Here is a 20,494-nt window from a genome sequence, read left to right on the forward strand (position 1 = left end):
CATGCTCAAGACCCTCGCGGTGGCCAATTACCGCTCGATCAACACATTGGTGGTGCCCCTGGACCGCCTGAACCTGGTCACCGGGCCCAATGGCAGCGGCAAGTCCAACTTGTACCGCGCCCTGCGCCTGCTGGCGGAAACCGCCCAAGGCGGGGTGATCAATGCGCTGGCCCGTGAAGGCGGTTTGGACTCCACATTCTGGGCCGGGCCGGAAACCATCAGCCGGCGCATGCGCAACGGTGAGGTGCCGATTGAGTCCACCGTGCGCCAGGGCGTCAAACGCTTGCGCCTGGGCTTTGCCGGGGACGACTTCAGCTACGCGATTTCCCTGGGGCTGCCGGAAAAGACTCTGTCGTACTTCTCCCTGGACCCGGAAGTAAAGAAGGAATGCATCTGGGCCGGCCACCTCTACCGCCCGGCCAGCCTGCTGGTGCAACGGTCCGGGCCCATGGTGCGCGCACGCGACGGTCGAAACTGGGATGTCCTCGCCCAGCACACACCCAACTACCACAGTTTGTTTGACCAGGTCGGCAGCCTGCGCGGCTCGCCGGAGGTGTTGTTGCTAAGGGAAAACATCCGTGGCTGGCGCTTTTATGATCACTTTCGCAGCGATGTGGATGCACCGGTACGCCAACCGCAACTGGGTACGCGCACACCGGTTTTGCACCACGATGGGCGCGATCTGGCGGCGGCGTTGCAGACGATTCGCGAGATCGGTGACCCCGAGGCTTTGCAGCGGGCGGTAAGCGATGCGTTCCCCGGTGCGCGCTTGAATATCGAGCCGCTGCAGGGCGGGCGTTTTGCGATTGAGTTTTATCAGGAAGGGTTGCTGCGGCCACTGTCGGCGGCAGAGTTATCCGACGGCACCTTGCGATACTTGCTGCTGATCGCGGCGCTGCTGACACCTAGGCCACCGACCATGATGGTGCTGAACGAGCCGGAGACCAGCCTGCACCCGGATTTGTTACCGGCGTTGGCGCGCTTGATTATCCAGGCTTCGCAGCATTGCCAGGTGTGGGTGGTGTCCCATGCCAGCCGCTTGATTGCGGCGTTGCAGCAGGATGAGGGGTGTAATTCGATTGTGCTGGAGAAGGTGTTGGGGGAGACGCGGATAGTTGGGCAGGGGATCCTGGATGCGCCGGCTTGGCATTGGCCGGAATAGGGGGTGTCTGTACTGGCCTCATCGCGGGCAAGCCCGCTCACACATTTTGATTTGTGAATACCTTCAAATGTGGGAGCTGGCTGCCGGTGGTCACGATGGTGGTGCGGGTGGCCAGGTCATCCAGGCTTTTCACGGCGCTGTTGTTCGGCACCAGGGCCTGTACCGCGACTTTCAGGTTGGGGTTGGTGAAGTCCACCGCCTCCTTGCGCTCCGGGGTCACCGTCATGTTGGCAGGATCAGATCGACCTTGTCGCTTTGCACGCTCAGGCCAAAGAAAATCGGCAGGCCGAAAAACAGCAGGTACAACCACACCAGCACCGGGATCGCACGGAACAGCCCCAGGTAAACCCGCAGCACGCCATGCAGCACGCCTCCGACGGTGCTGAAGGCGATGCTCAAGAATGAAATCGACAGGGTTTGCGCAGCGCCCTTGCTCAGTTGCGGCAACGCCCCGCACAACAACTCAAGACCCGAACTGGCCATGCTGGAGCCTCCTTTCCAGACGGCTGAGCAGCAGCGACAGCACGGCGAGCATCTCGTAAGTCTTGTAGTACAGGACGATGTAGCTCTTGGGGGTGTAGAGAATCTCCGGCACCGCCACGGCGGAGACCACCGGGGTTTCCTTGAGCAGGAAGATGAAATTGGCGAACAGCGCCGGCAGGGTGCTGAGGATAAAAGCGGAACCGAAGGTCATTTTCAGTCCATGACTGCAGCGAGCGCCATACGATCCTTCGTGGGTAACGCCGGGTAGCGCGAACTTTAAAGGTATAAAAGCAAAAATTTAAATACCCGGACGGCACATTGATATCGATCAAAAAGATAACTGACGGATTCGCGGGTTTGCCGGGTGACGGCTATGGTTGGGGGGTCTGAGACTCGAGGGACTGAACAATGAACGAAGGGAAACCGATTGACCCGCAGGAGTTGGTGAAATGGTTGATGGCGTTGCGCAGGGCGATCAATAGCCAGGCACTGTGACAAAAAACAGCCTCACCATGGTGAGGCTGTTTTTCAGACTTTCAACCTTGCGTCGACGGCCGCCAATCAGCCCCCCCTGCCATGGCTTTGGTGGCACTTTTTTGCTGCTCTTCCGTTTCAAAATTGACGTAGTTGTCCGGGAACTTGAAGTGCGAATCCACCAGGTTCCAATATTCCTTATTCTGTGGTTTTGCCATGTCCCATATACGTTCAGCTGAGGATGCGGCGTCGTTGCGTATCAGGTCCGGTCGCCCCTTGGCCTCTTGTATCACCCTGTCGACATGCCCGCGTAATGCGTTGGGCCCGGTGGTTTCGATCGTGCTTTTGTTCGGGCGGCTGAAATAACGGTCGCCGGCGTACTCATTACCTTTCATCGAGCGGTATTTATCCCCGATGTCATCAATCATGGTCGTCAGCATCGCGCTCTGGGGATGGCTGGCGAACAACGCGTTGGCAAAATAAGGTGTGGCGTTGCCACTCGCTTCACTCTTGCCTGCCGCCATGCCGACCAGCATCAGGTCCGGATGGGCATTCAATGCGCCATCAAGCGGGCGTACGCTTTCCAGATCGATGTCTGTGTAGGTGCCGCCATGTCGATTGACGATTTCATAACGGGCGACGTCAGAGGCTGCGGCATAACCGCCATTGCGCCCGATGATTTCATGTTGATAAACGTCCTGGTTTTTCAAACGTATATCGGCCGGATTGCTCAAATCACGTATCTGTACGTTTTTCAGGTCTGAGAATCGCTCTTGCAAAGCAGCTAGCGCAGTCGTATCACGGGGCGGGTTGCTGACATAGCGGTCCCACGACTTGGTGGTCTGGTCGAGAATGGTGGCTTCTGCTTGATTAAACTTATCATCGGTACGTGAAGCATGACGCGCAAATGCACTTAGCACTTGCGAAGCATTCTCCGGCGTCACTTTCCCACCCTCAGGCAGCAGAGAAGCCCTCAATGCTTTGTTACCTGAGGACGACAGTTCTTTATTAAGTTCTGAGATCACCTGTTCTTGCTCACCCTTATTACGCTGCTCGTTCCCTGGGCTGCTCATCACCGTTTTAAGTTGACTGAACACGCCACGAACAGGCCTTTCCGACTGATAGTTTGGATAGATACTTTCAGCTTTAGCCTGTGCAGTTTTATTCGTTGTATAAGCATCGAATTGAGTAGCGTCCACCCACAACATAATTTTATGGTTGGGGTTCATCTTGGCCCACTGGCGTAAGTAGGCGTCCTGGTTTGAGCCGGGCTTGGAGCCGACCCAGACCATGTGGATATTATTGGGTACCGGCTTGCACTGGTCTTTGGGGTATTGGGTTTCGAAGCCGGCAGCACTTTCTGGCGGGTGAACTCCAATGGCAGGAGCTGCCATAAAGGTCGGCACATGATTGGGGGAAATGGCTTTCAACATAATAATAACGGCTCCAAAAAATTATATAACTCACTGGCGCCTCCATGCGATGACTCCTACAACCTGTGCAAGGTTGCTCTCACACATTCAATCGGGCAAAACTAAAACTGTAAGATAATTTATAAACACACCCAGAATTAATTATTCAAATTAATAAATGAACCAAACAATTCGGTTAAGCCAATAAAGTAGTTGATACGCCTATATTTTCTAACCCTGTTTTCTCAAAAAGACCGCATAAAAAAACGCCGACGCTGTACAAGCCGTCGGCGTTGAAACCTTGAAGGGGGTTTTGGCTTACATCAGAACGCCGGCACTACAGCGCCGTTGTACTTCTTCTCAATGAAGGCTTTGACTTCCGGGCTGGTCAGGGCCTTGGACAGTTTCTGGATAGCATCGCTGTCCTTGTTGTCCGGGCGCGCCACCAGGAAGTTCACGTAGGGCGACTTGGCGTCTTCAATGATCAGCGCGTCTTTCGCTGGGTTGAGGCCAGCTTCCAGGGCGTAGTTGGTGTTGATGACGTCGAGGTCAACCTGATCCAGCACGCGTGGCAGCAGGGCCGATTCCAGCTCCTTGAATTTCAGGTGCTTGGGGTTGTCCTTGATGTCTTTCGGCGTGGACAGGGCATTGGTCGGGTCTTTCAGCGTGATCAGACCGTTCTTTTGCAGCAGCAACAGGGCACGGCCGCTGTTGGAGCCTTCGTTCGGGATGGCAACGGTCGCGCCATCTTTGAGTTCAGAAATGTTCTTGATCTTTTTCGAGTAACCGCCGATCGGTTCAACGTGTACACCGACGACGGTGACGAGGTTGGTGCCCTTGCCCTTGTTGAAGTTTTCCAGGTACGGCAGGGTCTGGAAGTAGTTGGCATCCAAGCGTTTCTCGGCAACCTGCGTGTTGGGTTGCACGTAGTCGGTGAAGACTTTGATTTCCAGGTCCACGCCTTCTTTGGCCAGGGTCGGCTTGATCAGCTCGAGGATCTCAGCGTGCGGGATCGGAGTGGCAGCAACCACCAGCTTCTCGTTGGCCTGGGCCAAGCTTGCAGTCAGGGCAGCCGCCAGTGCAGTAAACAACAGAACCTTTTTCATGCAGTGTCCTTATCGAAATTCCGGGGCGTCTCTGACGACCGTTCTTATATGGTGTGCCAGCGAAGTGCTATCGAGGCATGGGATGGACAATACCTAGATTTTTTATTCCCGAACAATATCTTTTATTCACGTTGATATTCCATTTTGTTCATACAGGAATTTGCGCAGCGTTTCCTGCTCGGCAAGGCTGGCACTGTTGAAAATTCGCTGTACTTGCTCCAGCGGCGAGCCCGCCACTGGCAGGTTCAAATGCTCGGGCAAAATCTCGTCGCCGCTGCTGACCAGCAACGCAAAGTGAATAACGTTTTCCAGCTCACGGGTGTTTCCCGGCCAGCTGTGGTGTTCCAGCACACGCTGGGCGGCATCACTGATCAGCGGCGCCGGCAGGTCCAAGCGCTGACTGTAGATCCCGAGGAAGTACTCGGCCAGGGACAGGATATCGCCGACGCGCTCGCGCAACGCCGGCAAGTCCAACCGGCCTTCGCTCAAGTAATGGAACAAGCGCTCATGGAACTTGCCGGCAGCCACGGCCTGGGCCAGGTCGATGCTGGTGGCGGCGACCAGGCGCACATCGACCGGGCTAGGCTGATGGGCACCGACGCGGGTGACTTCGTGGTTTTCCAGGGCGGCCAGCAGTTTCACCTGGATCGGCAGCGGCAAGTCGCCGATCTCATCCAAATACAACGTGCCGCCATTCGCCGATCCAAACCAACCGGCCCGGCTGCTGGCCGCGCCACTGTGGGCTCCAGCGGCATAGCCGAACAATTCGGCATCGGCGTAAGTCGGGCTGATGGCGCCGCAGTTGACGCAGACAAACAAGCCGGTGCGGTCGCTGCCACGGTGGATATGCCGCGCCAGCAGCTCTTTACCGCTACCGGTCTCGCCGCGGATCAACACGGGCAAGGCGCGGGGTGCGAGGCTTTCCAGCTCTTCGCGCAGTTGCCGCGAACGGGGATCAACAAACACCAACGCCTTGGCGCGGATACTCAGCGGGCTTTTCTCGGCATCGGGAAAGGTCAGCAAAGGCTGGCCGTAGGTTTCATGCAGACTCATGGCAGGCTCCCGCCCCCAATCCACTCAGGGACGGGACGTTGAAAAATGTTCAGGCGGTACGCCGGGCGTGTTGCTCTAGGCGGCTCTGCAGGCGATAGAGGTAAGCGAAACCCTGCTCCCAGCGTTGGTGGCCGGATTTCACATTGATATGCCCGGCACCGGACAAGATCCCGGCTTCGGCCCCCCAGTTACGCGCGAGCGCCAAGGCTCGTGGAGCACTGACGGCACTGTCGTTATCGGAACTGACCACCTGGCTGGGAAACGGCAGCAGGTGGGTGGGGATCGGCGCAAAGTTGCGCAAGGCAGGCGAGCAGGCAGGACGTTCGACATCGGCCGGGGCCACCAGCAAGGCGCCGCGCACGTGCCGTAGAAACTGCACAGGGGCCGTGGCCGCCCAATGCGCTACGGTGATGCAGCCCAGGCTATGCGCGATCAGGATCACCGGCGTGCTGTCGGCGGCGATGGCTTCGGCCAGCGCGGCTACCCAGTCTTCGCGACGCGGGGTGAGCCAATCGGCCTGTTCCACCCGTGCACTGTTGGGCAGGTGGGTCTGCCAGTGACTTTGCCAATGATCTACTGGCGATCCTTGCCAGCCCGGCACGATCAGATAACGAGTCGACTCGCTGTGCATGGGTGTGCCCTCCTGCGGCGTTTAACGTTGCTGAACAGTATAGGGACGGTGGTTATATCCGTTAAGGAATAAGAAGCTATTTATTAATAACCAAAACCTCAACCCCACAAATCAAAATGTGGGAGCTTGCTCGCTAAGGCGGTGGGTCAGTGTCGTGGCCTGCCCCAGGTGGCGACCGAAAAGACCACCAGCAGCCAGATCACCACGCTTTCAGTGGATTCAAGTGACGGCTGGAGAAACGCTTTGGCGTTTTCTGCGTTCGCAGGTGCCCAACGGCGCGCGGTGCGGCCGGCCAAGGGCGACCAAATCGCCAGCCGGTGCCTGGCGCCCTTGCGCCTCGTGTGCACTGGCGGCGGTCTGGACATTGCCCATTGATTCACTCCCTACGGTCTTGAACAAAAACCGACGGGCCTGCATGGAAGGCCGTCGATGGCTGAATCATCGGGGCCAGACGCTTATCTCTTAACGTTATAAATAGATCAAAAAATGAATAAGCGAAGCACCCAGAAACTGGATATCCACGTCCTGCGCGGGCTGGCGTCGAGTCGCTGCTTTTCAATGCATTTGAGGCATAAAAATATTCAGCAAAGGCATCGGTCAGGCAGGGTTGTTCATGCACAAATCAAGCAATTGGCGCTGCAAGCTCTGCCCTGCCGCACCCAGGCCAGCGCGCCCATACAGCGCAAGCCGAACGCCCTGCACCCTGGGCAAACCGCTGTCTGCGCCCAGTACGACATGCCCGGCCTCCACCACTCGACGGGGCAACAAACTGATCCCCAACCCCGCCACGACCGCAGAACACACGCTGGCCAGGCTCGCGCTGGAATAGCCAATACGCCAGCGCCAGCCGCCCACTTCCAGGTGTTGCAGCATTTCATTGCGGTACAGGCCGCCCACCGGGAATGCCACCAACGGCAGGGGATCGCGACCCAGTGACGGTGTGTGACGACTGTCCACCCAGCACAAAGGCTCTGGCCATGAGGCCAGGCAGTCGTCGCTGTCGCCCATCTGCTTGACCAACAACACATCGAACTCACCGCCGCGGTACTGACGCTGCAATTCGGGGCCGAGGCCACTGGTGACCTCCAGACGCACTCGAGGATAGGCCTGCACAAAGGCCGAGAGCAGAGGCATAAGGCGTTCGGCGGCAAAGTCTTCAGGTACACCGAGGCGGAGCACGCCGTCGCTTTGCTGGCTGATCAATACGTCAGCGGCTTCCTCATTCAGCGCGAGGATGCGCCGCGCATAAGCGAGCAGGCGTTCCCCCTCCGCCGTCGCCACCACACGGCGTTGGTCACGATCCAGCAACTGGCACGCCACCCCCTCTTCCAGGCGGCGGATCTGCTGGCTCACGGTGGATTGGGTCAGGTGCAGGCGCTCGGCGGCGCGGGTGAAATTGCCGCAATCCACCACGGCGACAAAGCTGCGCAATAACACGGGATCAAACATGGCGCTCACCATTCCATTTGCCACTGGTTGGCATGGTTATATTTAATTTCAGAATACCCGTGGTGCTGCCCATACTCACGCTTCATTTTTGACCCTTCGGACGCCTGCTGCATGACGCTCAACCCTTCATCTGCCGGCAAATTCGCCGGCTGGGGACTGTTGGTAGTCCTGGGTCTCAATCTGCGACCCATCCTCAGTTCCATCAGCCCTTTGCTCGGCGAAATACGCCTGGCCACCGGCTTGAGTTTCCAGAGCAGCGCCTTGCTCACCAGCCTACCGGTGGTGTGCATGGGCCTGGTGGCGCTGGTGGGCGTGCGCGTTCAAGCGCAGTTGGGTGAGCGGCGCGGCATTGCCCTGGGCCTGATGATGATCCTGCTGGCGTGCCTGGCCCGTTGGCTGATGGGCCAGGGTTCGGCGCTGCTGGTCACGGCCTTGCTCGGCGGTGCCGGTGTGGCGCTGATCCAGGCGTTGGTGCCGGCGATGATCAAGCGTGAATTTCATCACCGTGTGCCGGTGGCGATGGGCGTGTATTCGGCGTCGCTGATGGCCGGTGGCGGCCTGGCAGCGCTGCTTAGCCCGGTGGTGGCCAGCTACTTCCAGCACTGGCAGGCCGGGCTTGGCGTGTGGCTGTTGCCCGCATTGGCGGCGCTGCTGCTGTGGGCCTGGTTGCCGCTCGGCACAGCCAAAAACCCACAGGCAACGCCTGCATTCCAGGGCCTGCGCAACCGTCGCGCGTGGCTGCTGGCGCTGTATTTCGGCTTGGTGAACTGCGGTTACATGAGCATGGTGGCTTGGCTGCCCGCCTATTATCAGCAACTGGGCTGGGGCGTATTGCCCAGTGGTTCGCTGCTGGCATTCATGACCATCTTCCAGGTGATCGCCGCGCTGTTGATGCCGGTGCTGGCGCAACGCGGGATAGACCGTCGGCCACTGCTGTGGGTCAGCCTGCTGGCCCAGACCATCGGCTACCTCGGCCTGTTGCTCGCGCCGCTGCAATGTCCCCACCTGTGGGTTGCCTTGTGCGGTTTCGGCCTGGGCGCGTGTTTTGCCCTGAGCCTGTTGCTGACCCTCGACCACCACCGCGACCCGCGACAGGCCGGTCAACTGGCTGCCTTCGTGCAGGGCGTGGGCTTTTTGATCAATGCGATTTCGCCATGGCTGACCGGCTGGCTGCGCGAACTCACCGGCAGCTTTGTCAGCGCCTGGGCGGTGCTGACCGTAACGGCCGTGGCAATGCTGGTGGTGACCCGCGTGTTCAGCCCCGCCACCTACCGAACGGCACCCGCTCTATAGCTATGCCTTTAAGGTCTATATAAAAAAAACATGCTTCATTGACGGAATAATCAGCCCCATGCCCTGGACAGCCTGAACAACCGTAGCGGGGTGATCAGCCGCGCTGGGGTTCGCTTGTCGCCTGTGGCGAAGGTGCTGATCGAAACCCTGCAGGCGGTGGAAAACCAAGCCGATTGGCCCGCGCAAACGTCCCGAAATCATTGAAGCGCACACCCATTTGCGCCATGACCTCGTGCGCCACCTTCGCGGTCATCTGGCGGATGTAAAACGGCTCTTTCACCACAAAATGGTGGATGCCGTGGGTGCTGCCGAAGTTGAAGCAGAACGCCTGCAACGGCCACATCCACCAAGGGTTCAACACCTGGGTTTGCTGGATCACATTGCCCAGTTCCACATCACCGTAGTAGTGCATGTTGGAGCTGACGAAGTGCAGGCAAAAGGTACGCAGTACGTTGGGGCCAATGATCACCACGGCGGCGATGTCGATCACCTGCATCACCTGCAAGGTGCCGGCAGACCATTCGATGGGTGCGCCCACCAGGCTGGCGAGGCCGTTGGCGGCATGGAAACCCAGGAACACGTACCACGCGCCCCAATGCAGCAGCGCCAGCGGTGCGTACACCAGCAGCGAGCGCTTGAGGATCGACAGTTTGTGCTTCCAGGTCTTGGCCCGCAGCATGCGGATAAACGCCGACATGACGTTATCACCGACCATCAGCAACCGCGCAAAACCCCAAGGCTCACCGTTGGTGATGGCGCGCTCTTCCATATCGGTCTCAGTGCCGGAGACCTTGTGATGGTTGAGGTGCAAGTGGCGGCGTATCCACGGGTTGATCGTGCTCGGACGCGCCAGCCACACCAGGCCCATCATCAGGTTGTGGGGCAGGCGCTGCTTGCGAAAATACATGCTGTGGATCAGGTCGTGTTCCAGCTCATGGGTCAATGAAGCGAGGAAGGCGTTGAGCAGCAGGCACACCCACCAGGCTATATACCCGGCGACGTAGAGCGCTGCCGAGCCAAGCATGCCGACCAGCGCAAACGCCAGAATGCCCGCGCCCAATGCGTCTTGATGCAGCAACCAGGGGTGCTGCCGGCGCAAGCGCACGCCTTCGGCCAGCACCACATCACGGATATGCGCCGCGCGCTGTTGTGCATTCATCTGCTGGGGGCTTGCAGAAGTACCGTCCATGATCACATCCTCTGGTTATCGATGCGTTCATCCTGCCCCACGCGATCTGGCAGGACGCTAGCCCTGGACGCCAACCTGTTGACCGCAAGCGCCAATCGTCATGACCGAGCCCACCTCCCTCGCCAGTTGGACCCGCGCCCTGCGCAAGCAGCTCGATGCCTTGGGCCTGGACAGCGCCACGCTTTGCCTGAAGGCCGGGCTCGACCCGCAGCAGATGGACGATCCCAATGCGCGTTATCCGCTGTCAGCCACGACGCGGTTATGGGAATTGGCGGTGCAAGCCAGCGGTGATCCGGCGATTGGCTTGCGGGTGTCGCGGTTTGTCAGCCCCACTACCTTCCATGCGCTGGGGTATGCGCTGGTGGCCAGCGGCAGCCTGCGGGAGGTGTTCGAGCGCATCGTGCGTTATCACCAGGTGGTCAGTGATGCGCTGACGCTGGCGCTTAGCAGAGACGGCGAGCGCTACCGCTTTCGCCTGCTGCAACCCCCGGGCAGCCCGGCGCCGGCATTCGAGGCCATTGATGCGTTTGCGGCGATTTATGTGCGCACCTGCCGCAATCGCCTGGGCCGTGCGTATGCACCGCTGGCGGTGCACCTGCGACGGCCAGAGCCTGCCGATCCCAATCCGTGGCACACCGTGTTTCGTGCGCCCGTGTTCTTCGGCGCCGAAGAAGACTGCCTGGAGTTTGCCGCCCACGACTTCGACAGCCACTTGGACGACGCCAACCCTGAACTGGCCGAGCACAACGAAACCGTGCTCAAGCGCACTCTCGCCCAGCTGCAACCGCTGACCTGGGAACGTAAGGTGCGTGCGGCTATTGAAGCGCAATTGCCGGACGGCGAGCCAAGTGCTGAGCGCATTGCCCAGGCCCTGCACCTGAGCTTGCGCAGTTTGCAGCGGCACCTGGCGGATGAAGGGTGTCGGTTTGATGCGTTGCTCAATGAATGCCGGGAGAATTTGGCGTTGCTGCATCTACGGGATCCGCAGTGCTCATTGGCAGAGATCAGCCATTTGCTGGGGTTTGCCGATACCAGCAGCTTCAACCGGGCGTTCAAGCGCTGGACGGGGATGACGCCGGGGCAGTTCAGGGACGGCTTGCAGTAGGTGAGTGTGTTATGTTTTTGAAGGCCTCTTCGCGATGGCTCAGGCGCTAGACATGCCGGATCAATCAACGCCCGCGATCACGCCGCAACAGCTTCTTCACCCGCGCCACCAAAGCCTTGGCCTCAAACGGCTTGAGCAAGTAATCATCCTCATGCAGCTCCAACCCGCGCAGGCGGTCCTCAATCCCTTCCGGGGTCGTCAAGAACAACACCGGCGTCTCGCCCTTCTTGCGAATCGCCTGCTGCAACTTCCAGGCATTCAAACCCGGCAACATCACATCCAGGATCACCAAGTCATATTCAGCGCTTTCCACGAACCGCTGAGCCGCCATGCCATTGGCGGCGACTTCCACTGCGAAGCCGGCCTCACTCAAGCCCTGGGCCATGAGTTGGGCTAATTTCGGCTGGTCTTCCACTAACAATACCTGCATGCCTACCTCTTGGTTCATTACAAACCTGTAATCGAATTGTTCGGCTTTTGACCGAGATCACTGGCTAAGGTAGCGGCCTGCTTTCTGGAGCCGTTCCCATGTATCGCAATGCCTTGTTCTTGAGCTTCGCCATCAGCGCCACCGCCCTGGCAGCACCACCGCTGCCGCGCCACGCCGACCTGGATTTGCACACCGCACGCCAACTGGCAGACGCCGGCCTGGCGCAGTGCACGGCGGCACTTACCGTACTCGACCGGGGCGGCAATCCATTGCTCAGCGTGCGGGCCGACGGCGTAGGTCCGCACAACAGCATCGCCAGCCAACGCAAAGCGTACACGGCGCTGTCGACGAAAACCCCCACCCGCCTGTTTGCCGAGCGTGCGCGCAACAACCCCGAGGCCGCCAACCTTAACAGCTTGCCCGAATTGCTGTTGCTCGGGGGCGGCATCCCGCTGTTTGCCGACGCTGAACTGGTGGGCGCGTTGGGCATTGCCGGTGCCGGCGGTGCCGAGCAGGACGAAGCGTGCGCGGTAAAGGCAGCCACTCAACTTGGCCTGACAATCACCCCTTGAGGAAACCTCGATGAAAACCCTGACTAAGACCCTCGCCGCCCTCAGCCTGAGCGGCCTGAGCAGCCTGGCCCTGGCGGCCGGCAACCCCCTGAGCGTGCATGTCCTGAACCTGGAAAACGGCCTGCCGTCTGCCGGTGTCAGCGTCACCCTGGAGCAGCACGTAGGCGATCACTGGCAATCGCTGTCCGAAGGTGTCACCAACCAGCAGGGGCGCATCGCCGAACTGTTCCCGGCCAACCAAGCCATGAAACCGGGCGAGTATCGCGTGGTATTCAAGACCGGCGACTACTACAAGAAAGCCAATCGCGAGACGTTTTTCCCGCAAGTCCCGGTGATATTCGAGGTCAAGCAGGCCGACCAGCACTACCACATCCCGCTGCTGCTGAGCCCTTACGGCTTTTCGACGTATCGCGGTTCCTAGTCGGCCCCAGCGGCCTGCCGCAAGCGCGGCAGGTCGAGGACTTCAATCGCGCCGTAACTCAGCTTGATGATCCCTTGCTGCTCTAAGGCCTTGAGCAAACTGTTGGTGGTCTGGCGCGACAGGCTCAACATCGCGGCCAAATCTTCCTGAGGCAGCTGCAAGACGCGACGGGAGTGCTCTATCTCGCCGTACCCGCCGGCAATCATCAGCAGCCGGTGAGCGATCCGCGTCGACGCCGGCATCAGGCTCATCTGTTCGATATTGATCAGCGACAGGCGCAACTTCTGGCTCATCAACAACGCCATGTCGCGCCAGTACGTCGGGTTTTGGTCAAGCATCTCGAGCATCGCCGATTGCGGCACCTGCAACAGCGTGCACGGCCCAACCGACAAGGCGTCGTGGGTACGCGGCAAACCGTCGAACAGGCAGATCTCGCCAAACCAGAAAGGTGTTTCAATCAGGCTCAACACCGCTTCCTTGCCCTGTGCATTGACCGCACTGACACGCACGGCCCCCTCCAATACCGCATACACCCCACAGGGCGGATCACCGCGCCTGAACAGGTATTGCCCCGCCGTCAGCTGACGCAGCCGAGCCGCCGCCAGCACACTATCCTGTAGCTGCACAGGCAGGTGGCTGAACCACTGACCGGTGGCCAATCGGGCATGCCAGGTTGCCGCAATCATGAGAACTCCAGAGATTGTCGCCCAGTTGACAGTCAGTCGCCGGCTGACGGGAGATGATCAAACATCCTACAGGAGGAATAACAATGAAAAGCCTCGTCGACCACCTCAGTCAATACGCTGCCTACCACCGCGACCCGCGCAATATCGCCAGCCACTTTATCGGCATTCCACTGATTGTCGTCGCGGTGGCCGTGCTGCTGTCACGCCCGGAATGGGCGATCGGTGGGGTGTGGATTTCGCCGGCAGTGATCGTCGCACTGCTGTCAGCGTGGTTTTACCTGCGCCTGGAACTGGCGCTGGGTGTGTTGATGACGCTGCTGATGGGCCTGTCGGTGTGGGCCGGGCATGTGCTGGCGGCACAGAGCACGATGGTGTGGCTCAGCGGCGGCATCGGGATGTTTGTGGTGGGCTGGGTGATTCAGTTCGTCGGGCATTACTACGAAGGCAAGAAGCCGGCGTTTGTGGATGATGTGTCGGGGCTGATCGTGGGGCCGTTGTTTGTGGTGGCGGAGTTGGCGTTTTTGCTGGGGTTGCGAGATGACCTCAAGCAACAGATAGAGCAGCGCTCGGGGCCGGTCCTGCTGCGCACGGTCTAAATGTGTGAGCGGGCTTGCTCGCGAAGGCGCAGTGTCAGTCAATACATCATCAACTGACAGACTGCATTCGCGAGCAAGCCCGCTCACACATTGGTATTGCGGTGTTGTCAGGCTTTTTGCCAGACCTTGGGTTTGAAGAAAAGCGTCTCACCCCGCGCCAGCCCGGTCAGGCTGTCGTGGTCTTTCACCACTTCTGCCTCAATCAGTTCGCTCTGGCCTTCGACCTTCAGGGTTACCCGCGTGGTGGCGCCCAATGGACGAATGTCGCGCACTTGAGCCGCATGGTGATCTTCCAGCTCATGCCGCGACAGCGACACTTCGTGAGGGCGGAACAGCACGTGCTTGTCTTCACCCAGGTGCAGACGGTTGGAATCCCCGAGGAAGTGATAGACGAAATCGCTGGCCGGGTTTTCGTAGACTTCCCCCGGTGAACCGATCTGCTCGATCACACCCTTGTTCATCACTACGATGCGGTCGGCGACTTCCATGGCCTCCTCCTGGTCGTGGGTCACAAACACGGACGTCAAGTTGATGTCTTCGTGCAGGCGCGCCAGCCAGCGGCGCAGCTCTTTACGCACTTTGGCGTCGAGGGCGCCGAAGGGTTCGTCGAGCAACAGCACTTTGGGTTCGACCGCCAGGGCGCGGGCCAGGGCGATACGCTGGCGTTGGCCGCCGGAGAGCTGTTCCGGGTAGCGATCCGATAGCCAGTCCAGCTGCACCATGTTCAGCAGTTCATGCACCTTGACCGCGATCTGGCTTTCATTCGGGCGCTGGTTCTTTGGCTTCATGCGCAGGCCGAAAGCCACGTTGTCGAACACGGTCATGTGGCGGAACAGCGCGTAGTGCTGGAACACAAAGCCGACGTTGCGATCGCGTACGTCGTGGCCGGACACGTCTTCACCGTGGAACACAATGCTGCCGTCATCCGGTGTTTCGAGCCCTGCGATGATGCGCAGCAAGGTGGTCTTGCCGCAGCCGGACGGGCCGAGCAACGCCACCAGCTCGCCACTCTGGATGTCCAGATTGATGCGGCTCAGGGCCTTGAAGGCGTTGAAGTTCTTGCTGACATTACGGACTTTGATCGACATGACTTATTCCTCACCGGCGCTGTTGCGCAGGCGGTTGATACGGTTCTCGCTCCACTGCTTGAGCAGCAGGATGAAGAGCGCCAGGATCAGCAACAGGCTCGCGACGGCAAACGCGGCGACATGGTTGTATTCGTTGTAGAGGATCTCGACATGCAATGGCAGGGTGTTGGTAACGCCGCGAATGTGGCCGGACACCACCGACACCGCGCCGAACTCACCCATGGCCCGCGCAGTACACAGCACCACGCCGTAGATCAGGCCCCATTTGATGTTTGGCACGGTCACATGCCAGAACATCTGCCAGCCATTGGCGCCCAGCAGGCGCGCGGCCTCTTCTTCCTGGGTGCCCTGCTCCTGCATCAGCGGGATCAGTTCACGGGCCACGAAGGGTACGGTGACAAAGATGGTTGCCAGCACGATGCCGGGCAAGGCGAACACGATCTGGATGTCATGCTCTTGCAGCCACGGGCCAAAGAAACCCTGCGCGCCGAACATCAGCACGTAGACCAGACCCGCGATCACCGGCGACACCGAGAACGGTAAGTCGATCAGCGTGACCAGGATGCTCTTGCCACGGAACGAGTATTTGCTCACGCACCACGCCGCGCTGACGCCGAACACCAGGTTGAGCGGCACCGAGATCGCCACGGCGATCACCGTGAGCTTCAGTGCCGACAGCGCGTCTGGCTCAAGGATCGCGGTGAAAAACGCACCGAGGCCGTTCTTCAAACCCTGGGTCACCACGATCAACAGCGGCAACAACAGGAACAACACGAACACCAGCCAGCCAAGGCCGATCAAGATACGTCGCGACGTTGCGCTGCCACGGCGGGCTGCATTGGCCGAGGACGCCGCGGAAATAGACGATTGGGACATGTTCGGCGCCTCCTTATGGACGTTCGATGCGCCGCTGCAACAAGTTGATCAGCAGCAGCAATACAAAGGAAACCACCAGCATCAGCACGCCGATGGACGTGGCGCCGCGGTAGTCATATTGGTCGAGCTTGACCATGATCAGCAGCGGCAGGATCTCGGTTTTCATCGGCATGTTGCCAGCGATGAAAATCACCGAACCGTACTCACCCACGCCACGCGCGAACGCCAGGGCAAAACCGGTCAGCCAGGCCGGCAGCAATGCCGGCACGAGGATGTAGCGGAACACCTGCAACGGTTTGGCGCCCAGGCAGGCGGCGGCCTCTTCGATTTCCCGGGGGATATCGGCGAGCACCGGCTGCACCGTGCGTACTACGAACGGCAAGGTGACAAAGGTCAGCGCCAGGGTGATGCCCAACGGGGTATAGGCGATCTTGAAGCCCAGGTCGGCGGCGAACTGGCCGACGAAGCCGTTCGGCGTGTACAACGCGGTCAGCGCGATACCGGCTACAGCGGTGGGCAAGGCGAACGGCAGGTCGATCATCGCATCGATGATCTTGCGGCCCGGGAAGGTGTAGCGCACCAGCACCCAGGCCAGCAGCGTGCCGATCACGCCATTGATCAGCGCAGCGTAGAGCGCGGTGCTGAAGCTCAGCTGCAACGCCGCCAGCACGCGCGGTGCGGAGATGATGGCCCAGAACTGATCCCAGGTGAGTTGTGCAGCGTGTACAAACATCGCCCCGAGGGGAATGAGTACGATCAGGCTGAGGTACACCACGGTGTAGCCCAGCGTCAGCCCGAAGCCGGGTATGACGGGGGAGATACGACGCGACATAAGAGTCCTTGGTTAACGAGTAGTATCGAGCAGAAAGCGAGCTTATGTGGGAGCCGGGCTTGCCCGCGATGCAGGCACCTCGGTGTGTCAGTGACGCCGCAGTGACGCTATCGCAGCGGTCCTACAAGCCAGCGCCCACACAAGATCGCTTCTACATGACTTGTTTACTGCGCCGTGTAGATCTGGTCGAACACGCCACCGTCGTTAAAGAATTTCGGTTGGGCAGTTTTCCAGCCACCGAAGTCTTTGTCGATCGTCACCAGGTCCAGTTTCGGGAACTGCTGGGCGTATTTGGCGGCCACTTTTGCATCGCGTGGGCGGTAGAAGTTCTTGGCCGCAATCTCCTGGCCAGCCGGGCTGTACAGGTGTTTGAGGTATTCAGTGGCGATTTCGGTGTTGCCCTTTTTCTCGGTGTTCTTGTCAACCACGGCCACTGGCGGCTCCGCGAGAATCGACAGCGAAGGCACGACGATATCGAACGTGTCAGCGCCGCCGTTTTCTTTAAGGGCCAGGAACGCCTCGTTTTCCCAGGCCAGCAACACGTCACCCTGACCGTTGTTGACGAAGGTGATGGTCGAACCACGCGCGCCGGTGTCCAGCACAGGCACGTGTTTGAACAGCTCTTTCACGTACTCCTGGGCCTTGGCTTCGCTGCCGCCGGTTTTCAGACCGTAGGCCCAGGCGGCGAGGAAGTTCCAGCGTGCGCCGCCGGAGGTTTTCGGGTTTGGGGTGATCACGGACACCTCTTTCTTGATCAGGTCGCCCCAATCCTTGATGCCTTTAGGGTTGCCCTTGCGCACCAGGAACACGATGGTCGAGGTGTACGGGGTGCTGGCGTCCGGCAGGCGGGTCTGCCAGTTTTCCGGGAGGCTCTTGCCCAGTTTTGCGATTTCGTCGATGTCACCGGCCAGGGCCAGGGTCACTACGTCGGCGCGCAGGCCGTCGATCACGGCACGCCCTTGTTTGCCCGAACCACCGTGGGATTGCTGGATCTTGACGTTGTCGCCGGGGTGGGACTGTTTCCAGAAACGGGTGAACTCAGCGTTGTAGTCCTGGTACAGCTCACGGGTAGGGTCGTACGAGACGTTGAGCAACTCGTAGTCCTTGGCAACCGCGGAACCTGCAAACACGGCACTGGCCAGGGCGGCCAGGACATGACGGCGAATCGACGACATAGAAGCTCCTGAAATTCTGGGGTGTTGGCTTTTTCTTATAATTGCGGGTCTATCGCCGTTCTTGCTTAGCTCGGTTTGTTACCCGGATTCTGCAGACGGAATTTTTCTTTGCGTTCGATCTGTACCACTTGCGCGTTGTGCACAGTGATTTCCACCGCGCCAAACCGCAGATCGCGCAGGGCGCTCTGGATCTCACGCAAAATGGCTGCTTCGTCCTGGCCGTCGACGCTACGTAGAGATGCGCTCATGGTCTCGCTCCTGAAATGAATAGTGCCTCGCAGTGGCGGCACTGCTTGCGGCATGAGGGCGATAGTAGATAAGCGCGGATATTCTTAAAAATACTATTTGAGAATGTTTATATAACCAGAAATAATTTTCTGGTGGGGCGTGGGGTTGCGCGTTGATTTCATTGATCAACGCCGAAATCAAGTCGCAAGCAGAGTCAAATATGGGAGCGAGCAAGTCGAATCGTCGCACCGCCGCTCCCACCTTTTGACCGTACTTCAAGCACGGATGGTGGGTGCTTTCGACCAATAAATTTCCTGCGCCGGCATCGGCCTGCCAAACCAATACCCCTGCCCCAGATCGCATTCCTGCTCCAACAAAAACCGCGCCTGCTCCACCTGCTCGATCCCTTCGGCCTGCACCTGCATGCCCATGCTTTTCGCCAGCGCAATCACCACCCGCACAATCGCTGCATCGTCCTCATCCCACGGCAACCCAGCGACAAACCCTTGGTCGATCTTGAGCTTCTGCACAGGCAGGCGCTTGAGCCGCAGAAGCGACGAGTAACCGGTACCAAAATCATCGATGGCCAGGCGCAAGCCCAGTTCGCGCAGGCGGTGTAGTTGTTCCAGGGCGACTTCGGGGTCGTCCATCACTGCGCTTTCGGTCACTTCAAGCTCAAGGAAACCGGGGTCGAGGCCCGTGTCGTGCAGCACTTGGGCGACCTGCTCGTACAGTTCGCGCCGCGCAAACAACCGGCTGGAAACGTTGACGGCGATAAAGCTCAACGGCACCCCATCGGCCAGCCATTGGCACATCTGCCGGCAAGCCTGGTCCATGACCCAAGCGTCGATATCGGCAATCAACCCGGTGCGCTCGGCAATCGGGATAAATTCCCCCGGCGGCACCAGGCCACGCTCCGGGTGCTGCCAGCGCACCAGTGCCTCGACGCCTATCAGGCGACTACCGTGCAGCTCATGCACCGGCTGGTAATAAACGCGCAACTCTTGCTGCTCGAGGGCACGACGCAGCTCATTGGCAATTTCCACGCGGTTCTGCGCAAGGGCGGTGAGTTCTTCGGTGTACAACGCGTAGCCTTCGCGGCCGGCGCTCTTGGCCTTGAACAGCGCAGAGTCGGCGTTGCGCAACAACTGTTCGGCGCTCAGGGCATCGCTGGGAAAGAGGCTGATGCCAACGCTGGCGCTGATAAACAGCTGATGGCCGTCGAAGATGAACGGCTGCTTCATCGCATCGAGGATGCGTTGCGCCAAGGCGGCAGCCTGAACCACCTGTGGACAACTTTCCGCGAGCACCGCGAACTCATCTCCACCCAGGCGCGCCAGGGTCATGCCGGGGCCGAACAACCCCTGCAGCCGTTCGCCCACCTGCTTGAGCAACTGGTCTCCAACATTGTGGCCCAGGCTGTCGTTGATGATTTTGAAGTGATCCAGGTCCAGCAACAGCAGGCCGCAACCGCGCTTGTGGACTTGCGCCGAGGCCAGCGCCTGCTCGGCGCGGTCGGTGAACAGCAGGCGGTTGGGCAGATCAGTCAGGGGGTCGTGGTGCGCGAGGTGGGCCAGTTCGTGCTCGGAATCCTTGATGGCGCTGATATCGGAGAACACTGCGACGTAATGACTGGCGTGGCCTTGGTCATCGTGAATCACACGAATGGTTTGCCACTGTGGATAAATTTCACCGCTCTTGCGCCGGTTCCAGATTTCTCCGCTCCATTCGCCGGTGCTCTCCAGGCTCTGGAACATCTGCTGGTAGAAATTCGACGAATGGCGACCGGACTTGAACAGGCTGGGACGCTGGCCCATGACGTCTTCGCCTTGATAACCAGTGATCGCCATAAAGGCGCGATTGACGTGGACGATCAGCCCCTGGGCGTCGGTGACCAGCACGCCCTCACGGGTACAATCGAACACGGCGGCGGCTTGGCGCAGGCGCTCGCGGTTTTCCTTCAGGGGTTGTTGCAATTCGTGGGCACGGGCAAACCGGGCGTAGATCAGGTAAATCGCCAAGGCGCTGAAGGCCACCCACACATAGCCACTTACTTGCAACCAGTGGTTCAGCTCGCTGGGGTCATCGAGAAACTCGATCAATACCTGCCGAGTGAGGCCTATCCACAGAGTGGAAACCAGCAGGTAAAACAGCCCCGCACGCAGAGCACCTCGGCATGAAAACAGCATACGCTCATCAATCCTTACCCAAAAAACAGAATCGTCCTGCAAAG

At 59.5% G+C, this 20,494-nt stretch carries 21 protein-coding genes and 4 pseudogenes; 6 read left to right on the forward strand and 19 right to left on the reverse strand.

The window, feature by feature from the left end:
• Position 1: 1 nt before the first annotated feature.
• Positions 2–1,162 (forward strand): AAA family ATPase, encoded by a 1,161-nt coding sequence (locus AACY36_RS17635; protein ID WP_339419896.1) that lies wholly within the window; start codon positions 2–4, stop codon positions 1,160–1,162.
• 37 nt (positions 1,163–1,199) lie between these two features.
• Here the strand turns inward: AACY36_RS17635 and AACY36_RS28335 are convergent, their stop codons facing one another.
• From AACY36_RS28335 to AACY36_RS17675, 10 genes and pseudogenes are all read right to left on the reverse strand, one after another.
• Positions 1,200–1,388: a hypothetical protein gene (locus AACY36_RS28335; protein WP_445261131.1), complete on the reverse strand. Its 189-nt coding sequence runs from the start codon at positions 1,386–1,388 to the stop codon at positions 1,200–1,202.
• Positions 1,389–1,414: 26 nt separating this feature from the next.
• Positions 1,415–1,645 (reverse strand): annotated as a pseudogene (locus AACY36_RS28340) (amino acid ABC transporter permease); the annotation flags it as partial.
• Positions 1,626–1,826 (reverse strand): annotated as a pseudogene (locus AACY36_RS17645) (amino acid ABC transporter permease); the annotation flags it as partial. The pseudogenes AACY36_RS17645 and AACY36_RS28340, both read right to left, overlap by 20 nt.
• A 355-nt stretch (positions 1,827–2,181) precedes the next feature.
• Complete coding sequence (locus AACY36_RS17650; protein ID WP_339497368.1) at positions 2,182–3,552, reverse strand: TcdA/TcdB catalytic glycosyltransferase domain-containing protein; 1,371 nt, start codon at positions 3,550–3,552, stop codon at positions 2,182–2,184.
• A gap of 302 nt (positions 3,553–3,854) precedes the next feature.
• The gene (locus tag AACY36_RS17655; protein WP_339419893.1) at positions 3,855–4,637 is read right to left on the reverse strand and encodes a MetQ/NlpA family ABC transporter substrate-binding protein; all 783 of its coding nucleotides are present in this window, start codon (positions 4,635–4,637) and stop codon (positions 3,855–3,857) included.
• 126 nt (positions 4,638–4,763) lie between these two features.
• On the reverse strand, positions 4,764–5,690 hold the full coding sequence (locus AACY36_RS17660; protein WP_339469093.1) for a sigma 54-interacting transcriptional regulator: 927 nt from the start codon (positions 5,688–5,690) through the stop codon (positions 4,764–4,766).
• A gap of 49 nt (positions 5,691–5,739) precedes the next feature.
• On the reverse strand, positions 5,740–6,321 hold the full coding sequence (locus AACY36_RS17665) for an alpha/beta hydrolase (protein WP_339419889.1): 582 nt from the start codon (positions 6,319–6,321) through the stop codon (positions 5,740–5,742).
• A 161-nt stretch (positions 6,322–6,482) separates the two neighbouring features.
• Positions 6,483–6,557, reverse strand: a pseudogene (locus AACY36_RS28345) (MotA/TolQ/ExbB proton channel family protein); the annotation flags it as partial.
• A pseudogene (locus AACY36_RS17670) lies at positions 6,548–6,693 on the reverse strand (energy transducer TonB); the annotation flags it as partial. The pseudogenes AACY36_RS17670 and AACY36_RS28345, both read right to left, overlap by 10 nt.
• A 225-nt stretch (positions 6,694–6,918) precedes the next feature.
• Positions 6,919–7,770, reverse strand: a complete 852-nt coding sequence (locus AACY36_RS17675; protein ID WP_339419887.1) for a LysR family transcriptional regulator — start codon at positions 7,768–7,770, stop codon at positions 6,919–6,921.
• Between the two features lie 111 nt (positions 7,771–7,881).
• Between AACY36_RS17675 and AACY36_RS17680 the strand changes: the two genes are divergently transcribed.
• Complete coding sequence (locus AACY36_RS17680; protein ID WP_339419886.1) at positions 7,882–9,063, forward strand: CynX/NimT family MFS transporter; 1,182 nt, start codon at positions 7,882–7,884, stop codon at positions 9,061–9,063.
• 94 nt (positions 9,064–9,157) lie between these two features.
• On the opposite strand, the gene AACY36_RS17685 is transcribed toward AACY36_RS17680, so the two are convergent.
• Positions 9,158–10,252, reverse strand: a complete 1,095-nt coding sequence (locus AACY36_RS17685) for a fatty acid desaturase (protein WP_339456697.1) — start codon at positions 10,250–10,252, stop codon at positions 9,158–9,160.
• A 100-nt stretch (positions 10,253–10,352) separates the two neighbouring features.
• Between AACY36_RS17685 and AACY36_RS17690 the strand changes: the two genes are divergently transcribed.
• Entirely contained in the window at positions 10,353–11,357 is a 1,005-nt protein-coding gene (locus tag AACY36_RS17690; RefSeq protein WP_339419884.1) for an AraC family transcriptional regulator, read from the forward strand.
• Between the two features lie 64 nt (positions 11,358–11,421).
• Here the strand turns inward: AACY36_RS17690 and AACY36_RS17695 are convergent, their stop codons facing one another.
• Positions 11,422–11,787 (reverse strand): response regulator, encoded by a 366-nt coding sequence (locus tag AACY36_RS17695; RefSeq protein ID WP_339419883.1) that lies wholly within the window; start codon positions 11,785–11,787, stop codon positions 11,422–11,424.
• 98 nt (positions 11,788–11,885) lie between these two features.
• On the opposite strand from AACY36_RS17695, the gene AACY36_RS17700 reads away from it, so the two are divergent.
• Both AACY36_RS17700 and uraH read left to right on the forward strand, forming a co-directional pair.
• On the forward strand, positions 11,886–12,359 hold the full coding sequence (locus AACY36_RS17700) for a GlcG/HbpS family heme-binding protein (RefSeq protein ID WP_339497370.1): 474 nt from the start codon (positions 11,886–11,888) through the stop codon (positions 12,357–12,359).
• A gap of 10 nt (positions 12,360–12,369) precedes the next feature.
• Entirely contained in the window at positions 12,370–12,780 is a 411-nt protein-coding gene (gene uraH, locus AACY36_RS17705) for a hydroxyisourate hydrolase (RefSeq protein WP_339419881.1), read from the forward strand.
• Here uraH and AACY36_RS17710 read toward each other — a convergent pair.
• Positions 12,777–13,466: a Crp/Fnr family transcriptional regulator gene (locus tag AACY36_RS17710; protein ID WP_339419879.1), complete on the reverse strand. Its 690-nt coding sequence runs from the start codon at positions 13,464–13,466 to the stop codon at positions 12,777–12,779. The genes uraH and AACY36_RS17710 overlap by 4 nt on opposite strands.
• A gap of 83 nt (positions 13,467–13,549) precedes the next feature.
• Between AACY36_RS17710 and AACY36_RS17715 the strand changes: the two genes are divergently transcribed.
• Positions 13,550–14,062 carry an Mpo1 family 2-hydroxy fatty acid dioxygenase gene (locus AACY36_RS17715; RefSeq protein ID WP_339419877.1) on the forward strand — a complete coding sequence of 171 codons (513 nt, stop codon included), beginning with the start codon at positions 13,550–13,552 and terminating at the stop codon, positions 14,060–14,062.
• 107 nt (positions 14,063–14,169) lie between these two features.
• On the opposite strand, the gene AACY36_RS17720 is transcribed toward AACY36_RS17715, so the two are convergent.
• From AACY36_RS17720 to dibA, 6 genes are all read right to left on the reverse strand, one after another.
• Positions 14,170–15,150 (reverse strand): sulfate/molybdate ABC transporter ATP-binding protein, encoded by a 981-nt coding sequence (locus AACY36_RS17720; protein WP_339497371.1) that lies wholly within the window; start codon positions 15,148–15,150, stop codon positions 14,170–14,172.
• A 3-nt stretch (positions 15,151–15,153) separates the two neighbouring features.
• On the reverse strand, positions 15,154–16,026 hold the full coding sequence (cysW, locus tag AACY36_RS17725; RefSeq protein WP_049710637.1) for a sulfate ABC transporter permease subunit CysW: 873 nt from the start codon (positions 16,024–16,026) through the stop codon (positions 15,154–15,156).
• Between the two features lie 13 nt (positions 16,027–16,039).
• Positions 16,040–16,858 carry a sulfate ABC transporter permease subunit CysT gene (gene cysT / locus AACY36_RS17730; protein ID WP_339419870.1) on the reverse strand — a complete coding sequence of 273 codons (819 nt, stop codon included), beginning with the start codon at positions 16,856–16,858 and terminating at the stop codon, positions 16,040–16,042.
• A 164-nt stretch (positions 16,859–17,022) separates the two neighbouring features.
• Positions 17,023–18,033, reverse strand: a complete 1,011-nt coding sequence (locus AACY36_RS17735; RefSeq protein ID WP_339419869.1) for a sulfate ABC transporter substrate-binding protein — start codon at positions 18,031–18,033, stop codon at positions 17,023–17,025.
• A 65-nt stretch (positions 18,034–18,098) separates the two neighbouring features.
• Positions 18,099–18,281, reverse strand: a complete 183-nt coding sequence (oscA, locus tag AACY36_RS17740; protein WP_003170956.1) for a sulfur starvation response protein OscA — start codon at positions 18,279–18,281, stop codon at positions 18,099–18,101.
• Between the two features lie 255 nt (positions 18,282–18,536).
• On the reverse strand, positions 18,537–20,450 hold the full coding sequence (gene dibA, locus AACY36_RS17745; protein WP_339497374.1) for a phosphodiesterase DibA: 1,914 nt from the start codon (positions 20,448–20,450) through the stop codon (positions 18,537–18,539).
• Positions 20,451–20,494: the final 44 nt, after the last annotated feature.

Origin of the sequence: Pseudomonas sp. EA_15y_Pfl1_P101, assembly GCF_963970835.1 — a bacterium.
In the GTDB taxonomy this organism is placed as follows: Bacteria; Pseudomonadota; Gammaproteobacteria; order Pseudomonadales; family Pseudomonadaceae; genus Aquipseudomonas; species Aquipseudomonas tritici.